This is a genomic window from Streptomonospora mangrovi (genome assembly GCF_027604915.1).
Classification (GTDB): Bacteria; Actinomycetota; Actinomycetes; order Streptosporangiales; family Streptosporangiaceae; genus Streptomonospora; species Streptomonospora mangrovi.
The window spans coordinates 33,140-50,366 of record NZ_JAJAQC010000009.1; the positions used below are offsets into that span (position 1 = coordinate 33,140).

General features: G+C 70.4%; 13 protein-coding genes and 2 CRISPR repeat arrays (1 of these 15 only partly in view). Of the genes, 10 read left to right on the plus strand and 3 right to left on the minus strand.

Annotated elements, in window-relative coordinates; all coding sequences use genetic code 11:
- Nucleotides 1-641: direct repeats of the CRISPR family, unit length 29 nt; unit sequence GTGCTCTCCACGCACGTGGAGGTGAACCG; it begins 303 nt to the left of the window's first position.
- A 185-nt stretch (nucleotides 642-826) separates the two neighbouring features.
- The 9 genes from cas3 to LG943_RS07395 all read left to right on the plus strand — a co-directional run bounded on the left by cas3 (nucleotide 827) and on the right by LG943_RS07395 (nucleotide 13,448).
- The gene (cas3, locus tag LG943_RS07355; protein ID WP_270071442.1) at nucleotides 827-3,616 is read left to right on the plus strand and encodes a CRISPR-associated helicase Cas3'; all 2,790 of its coding nucleotides are present in this window, start codon (nucleotides 827-829) and stop codon (nucleotides 3,614-3,616) included.
- A gap of 212 nt (nucleotides 3,617-3,828) precedes the next feature.
- Complete coding sequence (gene casA / locus LG943_RS07360; RefSeq protein WP_270071443.1) at nucleotides 3,829-5,388, plus strand: type I-E CRISPR-associated protein Cse1/CasA; 1,560 nt, start codon at nucleotides 3,829-3,831, stop codon at nucleotides 5,386-5,388.
- 11 nt (nucleotides 5,389-5,399) lie between these two features.
- A complete protein-coding gene (casB, locus tag LG943_RS07365) occupies nucleotides 5,400-6,050 on the plus strand; it encodes a type I-E CRISPR-associated protein Cse2/CasB (protein WP_270071444.1) in 651 nt (216 codons plus the stop codon).
- Nucleotides 6,047-7,192: a type I-E CRISPR-associated protein Cas7/Cse4/CasC gene (gene cas7e / locus LG943_RS07370; protein WP_270071445.1), complete on the plus strand. Its 1,146-nt coding sequence runs from the start codon at nucleotides 6,047-6,049 to the stop codon at nucleotides 7,190-7,192. The genes casB and cas7e overlap by 4 nt, the downstream gene beginning before the upstream one ends.
- Entirely contained in the window at nucleotides 7,189-7,941 is a 753-nt protein-coding gene (gene cas5e / locus LG943_RS07375) for a type I-E CRISPR-associated protein Cas5/CasD (protein WP_270071446.1), read from the plus strand. Before cas7e ends, cas5e begins: the two co-directional genes overlap by 4 nt.
- Complete coding sequence (cas6e, locus tag LG943_RS07380; RefSeq protein ID WP_270071447.1) at nucleotides 7,938-8,585, plus strand: type I-E CRISPR-associated protein Cas6/Cse3/CasE; 648 nt, start codon at nucleotides 7,938-7,940, stop codon at nucleotides 8,583-8,585. Before cas5e ends, cas6e begins: the two co-directional genes overlap by 4 nt.
- Complete coding sequence (cas1e, locus tag LG943_RS07385; protein ID WP_270071448.1) at nucleotides 8,585-9,565, plus strand: type I-E CRISPR-associated endonuclease Cas1e; 981 nt, start codon at nucleotides 8,585-8,587, stop codon at nucleotides 9,563-9,565. Before cas6e ends, cas1e begins: the two co-directional genes overlap by 1 nt.
- A gap of 9 nt (nucleotides 9,566-9,574) precedes the next feature.
- Complete coding sequence (gene cas2e, locus LG943_RS07390; protein ID WP_270071449.1) at nucleotides 9,575-9,883, plus strand: type I-E CRISPR-associated endoribonuclease Cas2e; 309 nt, start codon at nucleotides 9,575-9,577, stop codon at nucleotides 9,881-9,883.
- 110 nt (nucleotides 9,884-9,993) lie between these two features.
- A CRISPR array of direct repeats spans nucleotides 9,994-12,098; the repeat unit is 29 nt; unit sequence GTCCTCTCCACGCACGTGGAGGTGAACCG.
- A 1,206-nt stretch (nucleotides 12,099-13,304) separates the two neighbouring features.
- Nucleotides 13,305-13,448 carry a hypothetical protein gene (locus LG943_RS07395; RefSeq protein ID WP_270071450.1) on the plus strand — a complete coding sequence of 48 codons (144 nt, stop codon included), beginning with the start codon at nucleotides 13,305-13,307 and terminating at the stop codon, nucleotides 13,446-13,448.
- 148 nt (nucleotides 13,449-13,596) lie between these two features.
- Here LG943_RS07395 and LG943_RS07400 read toward each other — a convergent pair whose 3' ends face one another.
- Nucleotides 13,597-14,244 carry a response regulator gene (locus tag LG943_RS07400; protein WP_270071451.1) on the minus strand — a complete coding sequence of 216 codons (648 nt, stop codon included), beginning with the start codon at nucleotides 14,242-14,244 and terminating at the stop codon, nucleotides 13,597-13,599.
- On the minus strand, nucleotides 14,241-15,392 hold the full coding sequence (locus LG943_RS07405; protein ID WP_270071452.1) for a sensor histidine kinase: 1,152 nt from the start codon (nucleotides 15,390-15,392) through the stop codon (nucleotides 14,241-14,243). The genes LG943_RS07400 and LG943_RS07405 overlap by 4 nt, the downstream gene beginning before the upstream one ends.
- A 161-nt stretch (nucleotides 15,393-15,553) precedes the next feature.
- Between LG943_RS07405 and LG943_RS07410 the strand changes: the two genes are divergently transcribed.
- Nucleotides 15,554-16,078 carry a DUF6326 family protein gene (locus LG943_RS07410; RefSeq protein ID WP_270071453.1) on the plus strand — a complete coding sequence of 175 codons (525 nt, stop codon included), beginning with the start codon at nucleotides 15,554-15,556 and terminating at the stop codon, nucleotides 16,076-16,078.
- A 391-nt stretch (nucleotides 16,079-16,469) separates the two neighbouring features.
- Here the strand turns inward: LG943_RS07410 and LG943_RS07415 are convergent, their stop codons facing one another.
- Nucleotides 16,470-17,213 (minus strand): SDR family oxidoreductase, encoded by a 744-nt coding sequence (locus LG943_RS07415; RefSeq protein WP_270071454.1) that lies wholly within the window; start codon nucleotides 17,211-17,213, stop codon nucleotides 16,470-16,472.
- Nucleotides 17,214-17,227 lie beyond the last annotated feature (14 nt).

Below are 17,227 nucleotides of genomic sequence, written 5' to 3' on the forward strand. Positions count from 1 at the left end.
GGGTGCTCTCCACGCACGTGGAGGTGAACCGAGCTTGGCGGCCTCGTCGCAGACGATGACCAGGTGCTCTCCAGGCACGTGGAGGTGAACCGGCGCTGCCGGTGCTGACCGGGCGCACCACCGCGTGCTATCCACGCACGTGGAGGTGAACCGTCGAAGCGGACCTTCCGGCTGCCGCCGACCGTGTGCTCTCCACGCACGTGGAGGTGAACCGTCCAGAACGACGAACGGGCCGTCCATCCCCGCGTGCTCTCCACGCACGTGGAGGTGAACCGACGCCATGCCCGAGGACTGCCTGGCCGAGATGGTGCTCTCCACGCACGTGGAGGTGAACCGCCGTTCTTGGTCTTGACCTGGCCGATGCGCCCGTGCTCTCCACGCACGTGGAGGTGAACCACTGGGGCTGCCGCTGACGGCGCGGCTGGGGGAGTGCTCTCCACGCACGTGGAGGTGAACCGTAGACCAGGCTGTCCAGGTCGGCGGGGCCGTAGTGCTCTCCACGCACGTGGAGGTGAACCGCAGGACCACCCCCTCGCCGACGCGCCGTGGCCGCGCTCTCCACGCACGTGGAGGTGAACCGACGCCGGCGGCCACCCGGCGCGGGCTGAGCCGGTGCTCTGCACGCACGTGGAGGTGAACCGCGCCCCTCTTCCTCGGCGCGGTGGTGCACGAGGCGCTCTCGACCCACGTTGACTTGAAAGAATCAACCGGACACGTAGCGTTCACTTTCCTGTTCCTATGAGTGAATTGGTTGGCTGATCAAGCTGCCTCTGTTTTGTCTCTATGGCTCGCTAGCCTCACCCCTGAGTACTGAGGAAGGGGAGTCATGGGCGCCACTCGGAATACCGGCCAGTCGGCTGTCGATCTCCGCATATGGGGGAAGGCCCGTGGGCTGGGGGACGACCGGTATCCCGTTGTGTGCCATTTACTCGATGCCGCGGCAGTCATGCGTGTTTTGTGGCGGGATTCGGTTTCGCCCGGTTTGCGGGCCGCTGTTTCCGCCGATCTTGGGGTTTCCGAACCCGAGGCGGGGCGGCTGCTGGAGTTGTGGGCGGGGCTGCACGACATCGGTAAGATCACGCCCTCCTTCCAGCAGCAGGTCGCCGTTCCCGCCGGGTACCCCCTCACCAATGTCGACCAAGGGTTGCCCCACGACGTCGCCGGCGGCCGTTGGCTGGCCAGCGCGCTGCGCGAGGCCGGTTATCCCGATGAGCGGCGCAAACGGGTCGCCAAGTTGGTTGCCCAGGTCGTGGGTGGTCACCACGGCTGCTTCCACGAACCCCATCCAGCAGCGGTCCATGCCGAGAACCGCGCGGGGTTAGGGCTTGGGGAGGGGCCGTGGGACGAGCAGCGCGAGGCGGCCTTCGCCGCGCTGCGGGTGATCGTGGAGGCGCCCGATCCGCCCCCGGCGATGAGCCCCCACACGGCGGCCGTGGTCTGCGGCCTGGTGATCCTCGCCGACTGGCTGGTCAGCCAGATCCCTTACATCAAGCAGCGCCTCCCTGACGTCCCCGCGAGCGGCGACATCCCCCGCCTGCGGACGTTCTTCGAGGGCTCCCTCCTCCAGGCCCCCGGGCTGCTCGCCGACGCCGGTCTGGGGCGGTTGCGCCTGCGTCCCGGCGGCTTTTCCGAGGAGTTCCCGTTCGCCCCCAACGCGTTGCAGTCCTCGGTCACCGAGCGCCTGCCCTCCCTGGCCACCGGCCCCGGTTTGCTGATGATCGCCGCGCCCATGGGCATGGGCAAGACCGAGACCGCCTTCCACGCCGCGCGCGTCATGGGCGAGGCCGCCGGTACCTCGGGCACGTTCGTCGCGCTTCCGACCACGGCCACCGCCGACCAGATGTACTCGCGCTTCGCCGACTACCTGGCCCGCCGCAGCGACCACCCCGCCCCGCTCACCCTCCTGCACTCCATGGCGTGGCTCAGCCCGGTCTACACCCTGCTCGACGGGTCCACGGGCACCGGCGGCGAGAGCACCGACGACATCGCCAGCCACGACCTCGCCGCCCGCGTGGCGGCGACGGAGTGGCTGCGCGGCGCCAAGCGGGGCCTGCTCGCGCAGGCGGCCGTGGGCACCGTCGACCAGGCGCTCCTGGCCGTCCTTCCGCTGCGCCACAACACCGTGCGCATGTCGGCCCTGGCCCAGAAGACCGTGGTGATCGACGAGGTGCACGCCTTCGATCCCTACATGCGCGACCTCCTGTGCGTCCTGCTGCGCTGGCTGGGCCGGTTGGGCGCGCCCGTCGTGCTCCTCTCGGCGACCCTGCCCCGCCACGTCGCGCGCGAGTTGTGCGCGGCCTACCTCGGCGGCGGCGCCGACGCCCTCGGCCGCGCCTCCGAACTGGAACTGCCCTACCCGGGTTGGGCCTACGTCCAGCGGGACATGGCCGCCTCAGTCACCACCTCGGTTCCCGTGGCTGATCGCGAGCGGCGGTCCCTGGCCGTCACCCTGGCCCCGGTCGCCATCGCCAAGGGTGGCGAGGTCGACCGCATGCCGCGTCTCCAGGCCGAACTCGCTGCCCTGCTCTCCCACGGCGGGTGCGCGGCGGTCATCTGCACCACGGTCGACCACGCCCAGGCCACCTACCGGGCGCTGCGCGACTGGTTCGCCCAGGAGCGCGCACACGGCCGGCCCGCGCCGGAGCTGCGCCTGCTGCACTCGCGCTTCCCCGCTCGCCAGCGCGAGCGCATCACCGAGGAGGTCATCGCCGCCTACGGCAAGGGAGGGGACCGCTCGACCCCTTCGGTGCTGGTGGCCACGCAGGTCATCGAGCAGAGCCTGGACGTTGACTTCGACCTGATAATCACGGATCTGGCGCCGTTTGAACTACTGCTCCAGCGCGCCGGGCGCGGCCACCGGCATCCCGTCAACGACGCCGCGCGCCCCGCCTGGGCGCGGACGCCGCGGATGGTCGTGCTGACGGCACCCGGCGGCGACACGCCGCGCGTCCCCCAGGTGTGGCGCTACGTCTACCCGCACGCGGCGCTGGTCCGCGCGCAACGCCTGCTGGAGCGGCGCGGGCAGGAGCCGATCGTCATCCCCGACGACGTGCAGGGCCTGGTCGACGCCGCCAACCCGGGCGAGCGGCTCGGGGCAGCAGACCCGCTCCTGGAGGGGTATGAGACGGCGGAGTTGGAAAGTCTCGCGGCCGTCATGGTCAAGCGGCAGTCCGCGAACCTCGCCGCCATCGACACCCCCGAGAAGCTGAAGCGCCTCCACAGGCTGACCGCGCGGGACCTGTCGGAGGACGTTGCCGGGACCCGCTTCGACGCCGACTCCCAGCGCGTGCTGCCGTGCTTCGTCGATGCCGAGGGCACCTACCGGCTGGGCGGCTTCGACGGCGAGGAGTTGCCCCGGCCCACCGGAGAGGGGCGGCTGACCCGCGACCAGCGCGCCGCCGTCATGCACCACACGGTTCCCGTGCGGGGGAGCCTGCTCACCGACCGTTCCCCGGCCCTCGACCCGCCCGAGGAGTGGAGCACCGACCCGCTGCTGGGCCGCCTGGTGCTGCTGCCGCACACGGCCGGTGCCGACGGCGGTGTCCGGGGGCCGGCCATCGGCGACCGGCTCTTCACCCTCGATCCAGAAGAGGGACTTTTGATCCGCAGACGCTGAGGCGCACCACGGCAGTTCGCCGTGCGGCGCCATCACCCAGATCGAGGAGGACGCCTGCGGCTCGACACCGGTTTACCGAAATCGCAGGCGATCAACGCATCGGCCGCATCCAGCCAACCTGCCCCGTTTTCCGTACATGCGTACCCCTCGTGCGCCACGCTTGTCCCGTCGGCCCCGCCCGGCGCCACCACCTCCCCTTCCGGAGACCGCTTATGCCTCCTCCCGCCTTCGACCTGGTGTCCCAGCCGTGGATCCCCGTGCGCTGGCATGCCGAGTCCGCCGCCGACCAGCGCCCCCGGGCCGTGGGGCTGGCCGAGTTGTTCTCGCGCGCCCACGAGATCGCCGGCATCGACCTGCCGCTGCCTCCGGCCGAGTCCGGGCTGATGCGCCTGCTGTACGCCATGACCGCGCAGATCACCGGCCTGATCGACATCGCCGACCACGACGACTTCCACGACGCGCGCGAGGAACTGCTGGAGACCGGGGCCTTGCCCGCCGACGCCGTCGCCGCCTACTTCGCCGCCACCCACCGCTGCTTCGACCTGTTCGACGCCCGCCGCCCGTTCCTCCAGGACCCCCGCCTGGTCGAGGAGTGCCGCGACAGCAAGGGCGCCCCGGTCACCTCCGGTGTCAACAAGCTGGTGTGGGGGCGCGTGGCCGGCAACACCCAGATGTGGCTGTCCCACGACAGCGACGCCCGGCCGCGCCCGGTGCCCGCCGCCGAAGCCGCCTGGCACCTCATCGCCTGGTTGTACTACGGCCCCTCGGGCATGAGCACACCCCGCGTGGTCGGCGACACCTCGGCCCGCAACACCACCGCCGGCCCGCTGCGCAGCACCATCTCCTACCACCCGATGGGCGACACCCTCCTGGAGACGCTGCTGCTGGGCGTGCCCGTCTGCGACGACGGCCCCGGCGGCCCCGCCCCCTGGGAGCGCACCGACCTGCCCGACCCCCTGGGCCTGCCCGAGGCGCCCACGGGCCTGATGCGCCTGCTGTGCGGGCGGTTCCGCCACGCCCTCCTCCTCACCCCCTCGGCCGACGGCAGCGAGGTGATCGACGCCCGCATCACCTGGGCCTGGCGCCAGCCCCACGCCCCCGCCGAGGACCCCTACCTCATCTACCAGCACAGCAAGAAGGGCGACCGCTACGCCCGCCGCGCCGACGCCGACCGCGCCATCTGGCGCGACGTCGACGCGATGCTGCGCGAGAAACCCGGACACAACGGCGAGCGCCGCCCCGTCGTCATCGACAACCTCGCCGAACTCGCCGAAAGCACCGCCTTCGGCGAACGCCTCGACCGCATCCGGGTGCGCGCCCTGGGCTTCGACCAGGAGGGCCAGGCCCGCGACCGCCAGTACGTCGCGGCCGCCACCCCCCGTGTCCTCTGCTTCCTCAAGGAGCGCCAACACGACCGGTTCACCCGCATCGGCGCGCTGGTCTCCAACGCCGAAGAGGTCGGCGCCAACCTGAGGAAGGCCCTCACCCGCGCCTGGCGCGACATCGTCAAGAGTTCGGACGCCCCGGTGCCGTGGCTGGCCACCGGCCTGGCCCGCTACTGGAGCCAGGCCGAACGCCGCTTCTGGGAGGCCGCCCGCGCCGAGCAGCCCCCGGCCCACCCGCGCAACCTGTTCATCCGCACCGCCCTGGCGGCCTACGCCCAGGCCACCGACGCCTACACCCGCGACCCCCGCCACGTCGAGGCCATCGAACGGGCGCGCACGCTCGTCCTGCTCGGCTGGCGGCGCGAAGACGACCGCCCCGACCAGTGAAGGAAGAGCCCATGAGCCCTCCCTCGGCCACCCGCGAGGACGTGCGCACACGCGCCGGCGCCCTCGTCTCCGCGATCCGCGACCTCCTGGACAAGCCCGGAGACCGGGCCCAGGTCCGCCGCGCCGTGGGCATGGACCCCGCCGATCCCCGCTGCTGGGACGCCTACGCCCACGTCGAGAAGCACCTGCCGGCCAAGCGCGACGAGGCCACCGAGCGCGCGTTCCTCGCCGTGGCGGCCCTCATCGCCGACCAGCCGCCCACCGCCCGCGCCAACGACCTGGGCCGCGGACCGGGCGATGTCGACGCCACCACCGTGCCGGGCGAACCCGGCTCCCCTTTCACCGGCAACCTCGGGGTCACCCTCGCCCACGCCGTCGAACGCAAAGCCGTAGGCGACAAGGCCGCCAAGGAACGCCTGCACCTGCTGTGCCGGCAGAACCTGCACGGCGCCCACCGCCAACTCCCGCGCCTGATCGCCTACCTGCGCAACCAGAACCTGCGCGTGGACTGGGTGCAGCTCGCCTGCGACCTGGCCGACTGGCAGCGCGACCACGACCGCGTCGTCAAGAACTGGCTCCAGGGCTACCACCGCACCCGCCACCTCCTCGAGGCCCAGCGCAAGAAGAACGCCCAGACCGACCGAACGGACGAAACCCCATGAGCGACCCCCGGTACATCGACATCCACGCGCTGCAAACCGTCCCCTACTCCAACCTCAACCGCGACGACCAGGGCGCACCCAAGACCGTGGTCTTCGGCGGGGCCGAACGCACCCGCATCTCCAGCCAGAGCTGGAAGCGCGTGATCCGCCGCAGCGTGGAGGAGGCCGTGGGTGACCCGGCCGTGCGCACCCGCCGCGTGGTGCGCGGTGTGGCCGAACGCCTCCAGGCGCGGGGGTGGCCCCAGGAGGAGGCCGAGGCCGCCGGGCGCCAGGTCGCCCGCTCGGCCGGCAACGGCATCAAGCTGGAGCGCAGCAAGGACGAGCGCGACACCGAGGTGCTGACCACCTCGGTCCTGCTGTACCTGCCCGAGGCCGGCCTGGAAAACCTGACCGCCATCGCCGAGGCCCACCGCGAGGCCGTGGTCGCCGAGGAGGCCAAGCCCGAGGCCAAGCGCAAGGGCGTCCTGCCCTCAGAAGAGATCGCCGAGGTGCTGGGGCGGCGCAGCGCCGCCATCAACCTGTTCGGGCGCATGCTCGCCGAACTCCCCGGCGCCAACGTCGACGGCGCGGTGCAGTTCGCCCACGCCTTCACCACCCACGCCACCAGCATCGAGTACGACTTCTTCGCCGCCGTGGACGACGTGGAGGAGCAACTGAGCATCCCCGGCAGCGGCCACATCAACACCGCCATGTTCAGCGCCGGCACCTTCTACCGCTACGCCAACGTCGACCTGCGCGGGCTGGCCGCCAACCTCGGCGCCGACACCACCACCGCCCGCGACCTGGTCACCGCGTTCCTGCACGCGTTCATCCTCACCCTGCCCACCGGCAAGACCACCTCCACCGCACCGGCCACCCTGCCCGACCTCGTCCACATCGCCGTCCGCGACGACCGGCCGGTCTCCCTGGCCGCCGCCTTCGAGGCGCCCGTGGGCGCCACCGAGGGCCACCTCGCCCCCTCCCAGGGGCGCCTGGACTCCTACGCCGCCGAACTCACCACCCTGCTGGGCGCCGACCACCGGCTGTGGGCCGGGCACACCGCCACCCTCGCCAAGGCCGACCATCTCGGCGCCAAGCACCCCTCCTTCGACCGCCTGGTCGCCGACGCCGTGGAGGCCGCCTACCCCCGGGCCGCGGCGTGAGCGGGCTGCTGCTGCGCCTGGCCGCCCCCTTGCAGAGCTGGGGGGAGCACAGCGCCTTCGGCGAGCGCGACACCGCCCCCCACCCCACCCGGTCGGGGCTGCTGGGCATGCTGGCCGCCGCGCACGGCATCGCCCGCGGCCAGGACCTGGGCGGCCTGCACCAGCTCGCCTTCACAGTGCGGGTGGACCGCCCCGGCGTGCGCACGGTCGACTTCCACACCGTGGGCGGCGGCTACCCGCGCACCCGCACGGTGCTCACAGCCGAGGGCAAGCGGCAGAGCGCGGCCACCGCCACCATCGTCACCCGCCGCCACTACCTGGCCGACGCCGTCTTCACCGTTGCCGTCACCGGACCGGAGGAGACCATCGAGCGCGCCCGCGCGGCCCTGCGCGCCCCGCACTGGCAGCCCTACCTGGGGCGGCGCTCCTGCGTGCCCGAGCAGCCGCTGCTGCTGGAGGCGCTGGTGGCCGACCCCGTCGCCGAGCTGGCCCGGGTGCCCGTGGCCCGCGCCGCCCCCCGCGGCGCCGACCACCTCGACCTGCCCCTCATCAGCGACGGCGCCCATGACGACGCCCGCCAGATCAGCGAGCTCTACGACAACCCCACGGTGTTCACGCGCCACGACCGCCGCTACGGTCTGCGCTCGGTCAGCGAGACCACCGTCGCCGTGGCCGCCGAGGACTGCCACTTCCGCCCCGACGACTTCCGCCGCGCCCTGGCGAAATACCTGCACGAGGCACACCGATGAAGGCATGGCTCACCCGCATCGCGCTCAACCACCGCCACCCGGGCGTGCACGCCCTGGTCGGCGACGCCAACCTGCTCCACCGCGAACTGATGCGGCTGGCCCCCGACGACCTGGGCGAGCACCCCCGCCAGGCCGCCGGCCTGCTCTACCGCCTGGAGACCGGCCCCAGTGGCGTCCACATCCTCGCCCAGACCACCCTGGAGCCCCGCACCGACCGGCTCACTGGCGGGCTGGCCGCCTCGGTGGCCGTCCGCGAGCTGACCCCGCTGCTGGACGCCCTGACCGCCGGGGCGCGGGTGCGCTACCGCATCACCGCCAACCCCACCCAGCGCGTGGGCAACTCCACCGACAACCCCGCCCGCAAGGGCAAACTCACCGTGGTCTTCGGGCAGCGCGGCGAACTGTGGTGGCTTGAGCGCGCCACCGGCCTCGGCCTGCACCCCCTCAGCGTCGACCAGACCCGCCTGGCCGACATCCGCGTCGGCGCGGTGCGCCACGCCGCCACCCGTTTCGAGGGCACCGGAGTGGTCACCGACCCCCAGGCGCTGCGCGGCGCCGTCATCGAGGGCATCGGGCGCGCCAAGTCCTACGGCTGCGGCCTGCTCAGCCTGGGCCTTGACCGCACGGCGGGGGGCACCCCCTGATGGCGGGCTACTACACCAGCGCCCGCCGCGCCCTGTCGGCGCCAACGCTGGCGATGCTGCCGCGCATCGCCGACTCGCTGTCATTCCTGTACCTGGAGAACGTGCGCGTGGTCCAGGACGACACCGGCGTGTGCGCCCAGGTCGTCAAGGCCGACGGCACAGTTGACCGCGTCCACATCCCGGTGGCCGCGCTGTCGTGCGTCCTCATGGGCACCGGAACCTCGGCCACCCAGCCGGCCATGGCGACCATGGCCCGCCACGGCGCCACCGTGCTGTGGACCGGCGCGGGCGGGGTGCGGCTGTATGCGGCGGCCCAGTCCAGCGAACTCACCACCCACTGGCTGGAGCGCCAGGCCCGCGCCTGGGCCGACGACACCGCCCGCCTGGCCGTGGCGACACGCATGTACGCGCTGCGGTTCGCCACCGAGGTGCCTCCGGGCACCACGCTGGCGCAGTTGCGCGGGTTGGAGGGCCAGCGCATGAAGGTGTTGTACCAGATGCTGGCCGAACGGCACCGGCTGCGCGGGTTCAAACGCAACTACGACCCCCACAACTGGGACGAGCAGAATCCCGTCAACCAGGCGCTTTCGGCCGCGAACACGGCACTGTACGGCGTCGTCCACGCCGCGATCCTGGCGCTGGGATGCTCGCCGGCGCTGGGGTTCGTGCACAGCGGAAAGCAGCACGCCTTCGTCTACGACGTCGCCGACCTCTACAAGGCCGAGCACACGGTGCCGCTGGCCTTCGCGCTGCACAAGTCAGCGCGCCCGGAGCGGGACGCGCGGTGGCGGCTGCGTGAGCAGTTCCGGCTCTACCGGCTGATGCCCACGATCGTCGCCGACATCCAGCGCCTGCTGGCGCCCGAGTTGGAGGTGGAGGCGGATGAGGGCGCGGAGAACCCCGAACTCGTCCACCTGTGGGATCCCGACCTGGGGGAAGTGGCGGCCGGGGTCAACCACGCCACCGAGCCGGACTGGTAGGCGGACGCGATGCCCAACCTGGTCGTCATCTCCACCACCGCCGTCCCCGACCACGTCCGCGGGGCCTTGACACGCTGGCTGACCGAACCGGCGGCCGGTCTGTATGTGGGCACTGTGTCGGCCAAGGTCCGCGACCGCCTCTGGGACGCGGTCAGCGCGTCGGTGGGGGAGGGAGCGGCGGTGTGCGTGCACCCGGCCGACAACGAGCAGCGCTACACGATCAAAACGGCCGGCGAGAGCCGGCGCCGCATCCTCGACTTCGAGGGCTTGCAGTTGATCGCATTCGAAGGGGAAAACGGCGATCAGCCGGAGTCATGACACTGCGGGTCCGCGTTCGCGACCGACCGGATAGAACAATCCGAACGGATTACTTAACAGTAAGTAATCAGAACGGTATTCTAGTCGCCTAAAATCCCAGTTCAGGAAGTGTCCTCTCCACGCACGTGGAGGTGAACCGCCAGCTTCGCGGGCGCCGCTGAGGACCTGGTGGTCCTCTCCACGCACGTGGAGGTGAACCGTCACGGTCCCCTGTGGCCGCGCGGAGGACTACGTCCTCTCCACGCACGTGGAGGTGAACCGGCGCGCACCGTCGGTTTCTAGGAATGGAGTCCGTCCTCTCCACGCACGTGGAGGTGAACCGGAGCCATCGATGAGTGACCACACCGCCCCCGTGTCCTCTCCACGCACGTGGAGGTGAACCGCTTGGCGGTCTCGCGGTCCCACCAGCCGATGCGTCCTCTCCACGCACGTGGAGGTGAACCGAGAGCAGCCCGTAGATGCGGCCGCGCGCGAGCGTCCTCTCCACGCACGTGGAGGTGAACCGACGATGGCGAAAACCAGGGCGGGCATGATGCGGTCCTCTCCACGCACGTGGAGGTGAACCGTCGGGGCTGCTGAAGGCGGTCCGGACGGCGGTGTCCTCTCCACGCACGTGGAGGTGAACCGCCCCCTACGAGCGTCTGGAGGCTCCCGTGGAGGTCCTCTCCACGCACGTGGAGGTGAACCGCTCCAGCAGATCGGCATGCCGTTCGAGTGGCTGTCCTCTCCACGCACGTGGAGGTGAACCGTCGAACGTCGGCACGTGTGCGAGCGGGTCACCGTCCTCTCCACGCACGTGGAGGTGAACCGACCGCCGACAACCAACCTGAGTAGCTGAGCCAGTCCTCTCCACGCACGTGGAGGTGAACCACGGTGGGGGCCTTTTTCATGGACTGGGGTGGGGTCCTCTCCACGCACGTGGAGGTGAACCGATGTGCGCCGTCAGGTAAACGTCGCCCGGTGGGTCCTCTCCACGCACGTGGAGGTGAACCGCACTCACAACCGCAACTTCCGGCCAGAGCTTGGTCCTCTCCACGCACGTGGAGGTGAACCGCACATGGCCAACCCCGACGAGCAGTGGGACGAGTCCTCTCCACGCACGTGGAGGTGAACCAGACGAGAGCCCCCGGCGGCCTTGACCGCCGGGGGTCCTCTCCACGCACGTGGAGGTGAACCGAAGAACGAGAGCCTGTGGCGGGTCCACTGCGCGTCCTCTCCACGCACGTGGAGGTGAACCGGGGAGGTCTACCTCATCCCCGTGCTCACCTCCGTCCTCTCCACGCACGTGGAGGTGAACCGAAACCGCGAACGCGGTCATGCAATTCCAGTCCGTCCTCTCCACGCACGTGGAGGTGAACCGCGGCACGGCGCATTCTCACACGCATGATGCTGGTCCTCTCCACGCACGTGGAGGTGAACCGGTACCGGAGGTGGCGGACGCGCTCCGGCTCCCGTCCTCTCCACGCACGTGGAGGTGAACCGGGTGCGCCCGGCGGACACCAGCGCGATGCCGTGTCCTCTCCACGCACGTGGAGGTGAACCGTTCCGCGCCGACCTCACCAAGAGCCTGGAGCGGTCCTCTCCACGCACGTGGAGGTGAACCGGCGTCCCACTTCGGGGTGGGCATGTCGGGGTCGTCCTCTCCACGCACGTGGAGGTGAACCGCCCAATGCGCCGGCGCAGGCCAGCACGACGGCGTCCTCTCCACGCACGTGGAGGTGAACCGCCCAATGCGCCGGCGCAGGCCAGCACGACGGCGTCCTCTCCACGCACGTGGAGGTGAACCGCCATGCGTCGGCCGACGCAATCACCTGGTTTAGTCCTCTCCACGCACGTGGAGGTGAACCGCACGAAAAACGCCCCGCCCCACTTCGGTGGGGGTCCTCTCCACGCACGTGGAGGTGAACCGCACCACCGGCACACCGGTGATCGTGCCCCGGGGTCCTCTCCACGCACGTGGAGGTGAACCACCTCGCCGACGCCGCCCGCCGCGTGGAGTTCCGGTCCTCTCCACGCACGTGGAGGTGAACCGAATCCGCCGCCCCCATCGCCCCCTGGCCGCGCGTCCTCTCCACGCACGTGGAGGTGAACCGGCGCGGATGGTGGGGCACGGCCAGTCGGTATCGTCCTCTCCACGCACGTGGAGGTGAACCGCGGTCGCCGAGGTCGGCGATACCCGCAAGCGCGTCCTCTCCACGCACGTGGAGGTGAGTCGCGCAACGCCAACGAGACCACCCGCACCCGCGCCGTCGACGTCCTGTCCGGCGCCACTCCGTCGGCTTGCGGTCCGCCGGGGCCGCTGAGGTGGGTCACCTTCGTCCTGGCCATCGCGATGGTCGGCTTGCCTGGGTGTAGGCGAGGGACGTCCGGTACGGCGCTACCGTCGGCATCCTGCTGCCCGTGACCCTGGTGGCGTTTGTGGTGTCGTTCGATGGGCGCCGGTGACTGGCGACGTGCAGGTGATCGTCGCCGAGGCCGCCGCCCAAGTCGGCATGCGCCCCGTCACCGTCTACCGGTGGGTTACCGCAGGGGTCCTCACCCCCATCCCTGCCACAGGCCCATACCGGTTTTGGCTCGGCGACGTGTTCGCCGCCGAAGCGAGGCGCGAGAGGCAGATGCGGCGCACCCCAACCCGGGTACATTCACCGCGCAGAACGATCTTGCGCGGTTCATTGCGCCCAGAAGCACCTCAGGCCCGGTTCGCGTAACGCTCACCGTACCTTCGTGGTGTCTGGCAGCCCCAGCCCTCCCGCTGAAGCGACCATCCCCTGCCGGCCACCCCATCGTCCTGGCCAGGCTCTGCACTCGTTGGGTGGTGCGTTGAGCCGACCGGGACCCCGGCTTTTAGTTCGGGGGAGGCGGTTGAGCGGGGCCTATGGGCCGCCCGGCGTGGAAACCCGGGCGGCCCACCGCCGCAACGGGCGTCAGTCACGCACGTCAATGCTGTGGTCTTTTGCGATCTGGCCAGAGGCACACCAAGCCTTGGAAATGCTTTCCGGCTGTGCCCAACCCCCGAAGTACCAGTTCCCGTCAGAACACTGCACCGCAGCCCTGTGCGCCCGTTCGAGGCAATTGGTTTCGGCCCTCGTCGGGTAAGCGAGCACAACGCAATCCGGCGGGATGACTGAAGCCGCCGTCGCCGGGACGGTCGCCGCTGCCATGGTTCCGCTGATGATCGCCGCTGCCAGCAGTGCCTTCGTGGATTTCCGCACGTTCTCTCCTGGTCCAAAGGGGCTCTTCACAATGAGTATTCCCTCGTGCGCGTCTAGTAGTGGGATGTCTCGATTGGCCGCCTCCGGACTTCGGCATTCCCCAAGGTCAGGCGCCCTGGCCGCATTCGGCCACCCAAAACCCCTGGCGCGGGCCATTCCTCCGAGGCCATGGACCGGCCCGGCCAGGGCATGTCCACCAAGGAGTTCCGATGGCCGAAATCGCCACCGCCGTCACCCACACCATCACCCCCACCACCGACGAGTTGAAGTCTCTGCGCGTCGGTATGAAGACCGCGCTCGACACCGGCCACGGCACCGAAATCGAACGGAAGCCTGTAGCTGCTTCCCCGTGAGGAGAACCGGCGCGACGATCACTCTGGTGCTCGCCTGGATCGCGGCGGCCATCGCTGTGCTGTCGCTGGTGATCACCTGGCGAAACCCGCGGAGGGCAGCACGCTTCCCAAGCAGCGCTGGCAAACGGAGGCGGGAGCCTTTGCGGCGTCAGATGCGGCCGGTCTCGTGCGCCCACATGGCGACCTCGACGCGGTTTCGGGCGCCGAGCTTTCGCATGAGGCTGGCGAGGTGGGCTTTGACGGTGCTTGGGGTGATATGGAGCTCGCCGGCGATCTCATTGTTGGTGCGGCCTTGCGCTACAGGCACGAGGACTTCCTCCTCGCGGGCGGTGAGCGGTTCTACCGGCTGCCTCGGTGGTGGGGTCTGTGCGTGGGCGAACGCTGCGAGCAGTCGGACAGTCACGCTGGGTGCGATGAGTGCGTCTCCGTCGGCGGCGGCGTGGATGGCCTGGGTCAGCAGGGCGGGTCCGGCGTCCTTGAGCAGGAACCCGCGGGCGCCGGCTTTGAGCGCCCCGTGGACATACTCGTCGAGGTCGAAGGTGGTGATGACCACGATCGGCAGGGGATCGGTGACGTCGGGGCCGGCGAGGCGTCGGGTGGCTTCGATACCGTCCATCAGCGGCATCCGGATGTCGAACAGGCCGACGTCGGGGCGCAGCCGGAGCGCCAGGCGGACTGCCTCGCGCCCGTCGGCGGCCGCGCCGACCACTTCGATGTCGGGTTGGGCGTCGAGCAGCATGGTCAGCCCGGTGCGCACGATGGGCTGGTCGTCGGCGACGAGGACCCTGATGCTCATCGTGCTGTCCCGGTTCGAGGCAGGACCGCCTCTACCCGCCAGCCCCGCTCGGCGGCGGGGCCTGCGTGGAAGGTGCCGCCGAGCAGTGAGACGCGTTCCCGCATGCCCACCAGGCCGTAGCCCGCTGGGGCGCGGCCGCCAGCGGCGGAGCCGTCGTCGTCGATGGTCAGCCGTACCTGGTCGGCGTTGCCTGTGACGGCGACGGTGACCTGGGTCGCGTGACGGGCGTGCCGTCGAGCGTTGGTGATGGACTCCTGGGCTAGGCGGTAGATCGCGGCCCCGACCGCCGGGCTGAGGTCGTCGAACTCGCCGAATAGCGTCACCTCGACGCAGGGACGCGTCCGGCTGTCGGTGGCGAGCCGCTCGACCTCGGCCACGCCGGGCTGCGGCGCGAACTCGGTGTCCTGTGTGGCACGGAGCACGCCGACGATGGCGCGCAGCTCGGTGAGGGTGCGGGTCGCTGCGTCCTCGATGACGGCCAGGGCCTCGACGGCACGCTCGGGGTGGGAGGCCGCGATGGCACGTCCCGCTTGGGCCTGGATGGCGATGCCCGAGACGTGGTGGGCGACGGTGTCGTGGAGTTCACGAGCGAGCTGTTCGCGTTCGCGGGCCTTGGCTTGGTCGATGTCGCGGATCCGGATCTTCGTGCGATAGCGGATCGCGGCGCCGAGCGCGGCGGCGAACAGGAAGAACGCGTATCCCGCGGCCACCTCCGCCAGGCTGGTGGGGTCGGCACCGAGGGTGGTGATGACAGCCGGCCAGAGCAGGATGACGCCGAGGCCGCTGCCGGCTTCCCGACCGGAGCCCCACCGGAACAGGGCGTAGACCAGGATCAGCACCGCAATGCTGCTGTTCAGCAGGGCGCCTTGCGATTCGGTGAGGATTCTGACGATGTCGACGATCGTCAACGTGCCGACGGAGACCACAACCGCGACGAGCGGGTGCGTACGTCGCCACAGCAGGGGGCCGAGGACCGCGAGCACCGCGAGTACCAGCAGCGGGCGTGGCGCCAGGTCCTGGCGAAGCACCACTTCCACCACCGACCAGCAGATCACTACTGCGACCAAGGCCCAGTCCCGCGGCCCAAGGTCCGGGGCACTTGTGGGTCGAGGTTCGGCCCATAGCGAGCGGAGCGCGTTGGTGGCCATCTGATCAGCCTAGGCAGCCCGCGCGCTCGGTGTATCCGCCGAAGGTACAAGAGCCCGGCTGTGCCAACGGCCAGGTCGAACCAGGCTCCGCGGCTGATGTGCCCGCCGCCGGCATCCGTGAAGGTGAAAGCACCCACACAATCAGGCCAGGGAGCATTGTGATGAGAACGCCTCAATCCCACACCGCACCAGAGAATCCGCCGTCCCAGAGCACGCTGGAAGATCTGCGCCTGCCCGTGCAGGCCAAACTCGCGGCAGCATGGACCAGCTTCATGTTCCTCTACATCTACGTCGACTACCTCGCTCTGTACAAGCCCGGCTTCCTCGACGACCTCCTGGCCGGCATCGTCCACGAGTTCGACACCGGTCCAACCTTCGTCGCCATCGCGCTCACGCTCATGGCCATCCCGATCCTCATGATCCTGCTCTCCGCGACACTGCCCGCCCGTGTCAACCGCACCCTCAACCTCGTCGTCGCAACGCTCTACATCCCCGTCTCGATGTTCAACGCGGTAGGAGAGTCTTGGACCTACTCCTACTTCTACGGCCTCTCCATCGGACTCGAGGTGCTGCTCCTGGCCTTCATCCTGCGCTCCTCCTGGACCTGGCCCCGCCGCACCGCAGCACCGGCGACCCTGGCAGCCAGCTTCGACAGCGAGCCACTCCGCAGGCCGGATCAGGCGTGACTGCCCCGCCCCGCGCCCGACCATCCTTCGCTCGCGCCACCCGAGGCACGGTCCATCCCACGCCTCCTCGGCGCGGGCACGGGCGATGACCAGCCGCCACAACCGGTCGGCCTTGCGGTGGTCGACCTCGGGTTGCAGCAGCCACGCCCGCGCCTGGCGCACGTCCATGGCCACGGGCGGAACCAGCTCGGACTCCTCAGGCCGCTTGGGGGCACGGGGTTCCAGCCACAGCCGGTCGGCCAAGGCGTCGAAGGCGCGTTCGGCGGCGCGCAGCGGCACGGGTGCGGCCACCGGTGATTATCCGGTTTGTGGCGAAGAAGTAGGGCAGAGCGATCTGCCACGGGCGCCCCCCGTGCAGTGCAGGGGGGCGCCCATGTGGGCGGGGTCCGGATCAGAGTTGGGAGCCGCCGCCGTCAACGGGGAGTTCTGCGCCAGTGGTGAAGGTGGCCTCGAAGGCGAGGAAGGCCATCGTCCGGGCCACCTCCTCCGGGGTGCCCATCCGCCGCATCGGGTTCTCGGCGGCCATCTGTGCCTTGGTCTGCTCGGCGGCCTCCTTCGGCATCGACTTCTCCAGGATTCCGGAATCGATCGGGCCGGGGCTCACCGCGTTGACGCGGATCCCGCGCGGCAGCAGTTCCCGGGCCAGGCTGCGGGTCATCGAGCGCAGCGCGGCCTTGCTTGCCCCGTATGCGCTCAGCGCGGGGATGCCCAGCACGTTGGCGACCGAGGTGGTGAGTACCACTCCTGCCCCATCGGCCAGCAGCGGAACGAGCTTCTGTACCGTGAAGTAGGGGCCTTTGGCGTTGACCTTCAGCAGTTGATCGAAGAGCTCCTCGCCAGTCTCCTCGAACGGCGCGAAGCCGTTGACGCCCGCGTTGGCGAAAAGGGCGTGGACGGTGCCGAACTCGGCCTTGACCCGGTCGGCCAGCGCCTCGATGTCGACCAGTGAGGAGGCGTCGCTGCGCACCGCGAGGTGGTCGGCACCGAGGTGCTCGCGGGCGGCATTCAGGGCGGTCTGGTCCCGGCCGGTGATCAGCACCCGGGCGCCCTCGTGTGCCAGGAGCTTGGCGGCGGCCAGGCCGAAGCCGCTGCTGCCGCCCGTGATGACGACGTTCTTGCCCGTGTACTTGCCCATGCTCTACTCCAATT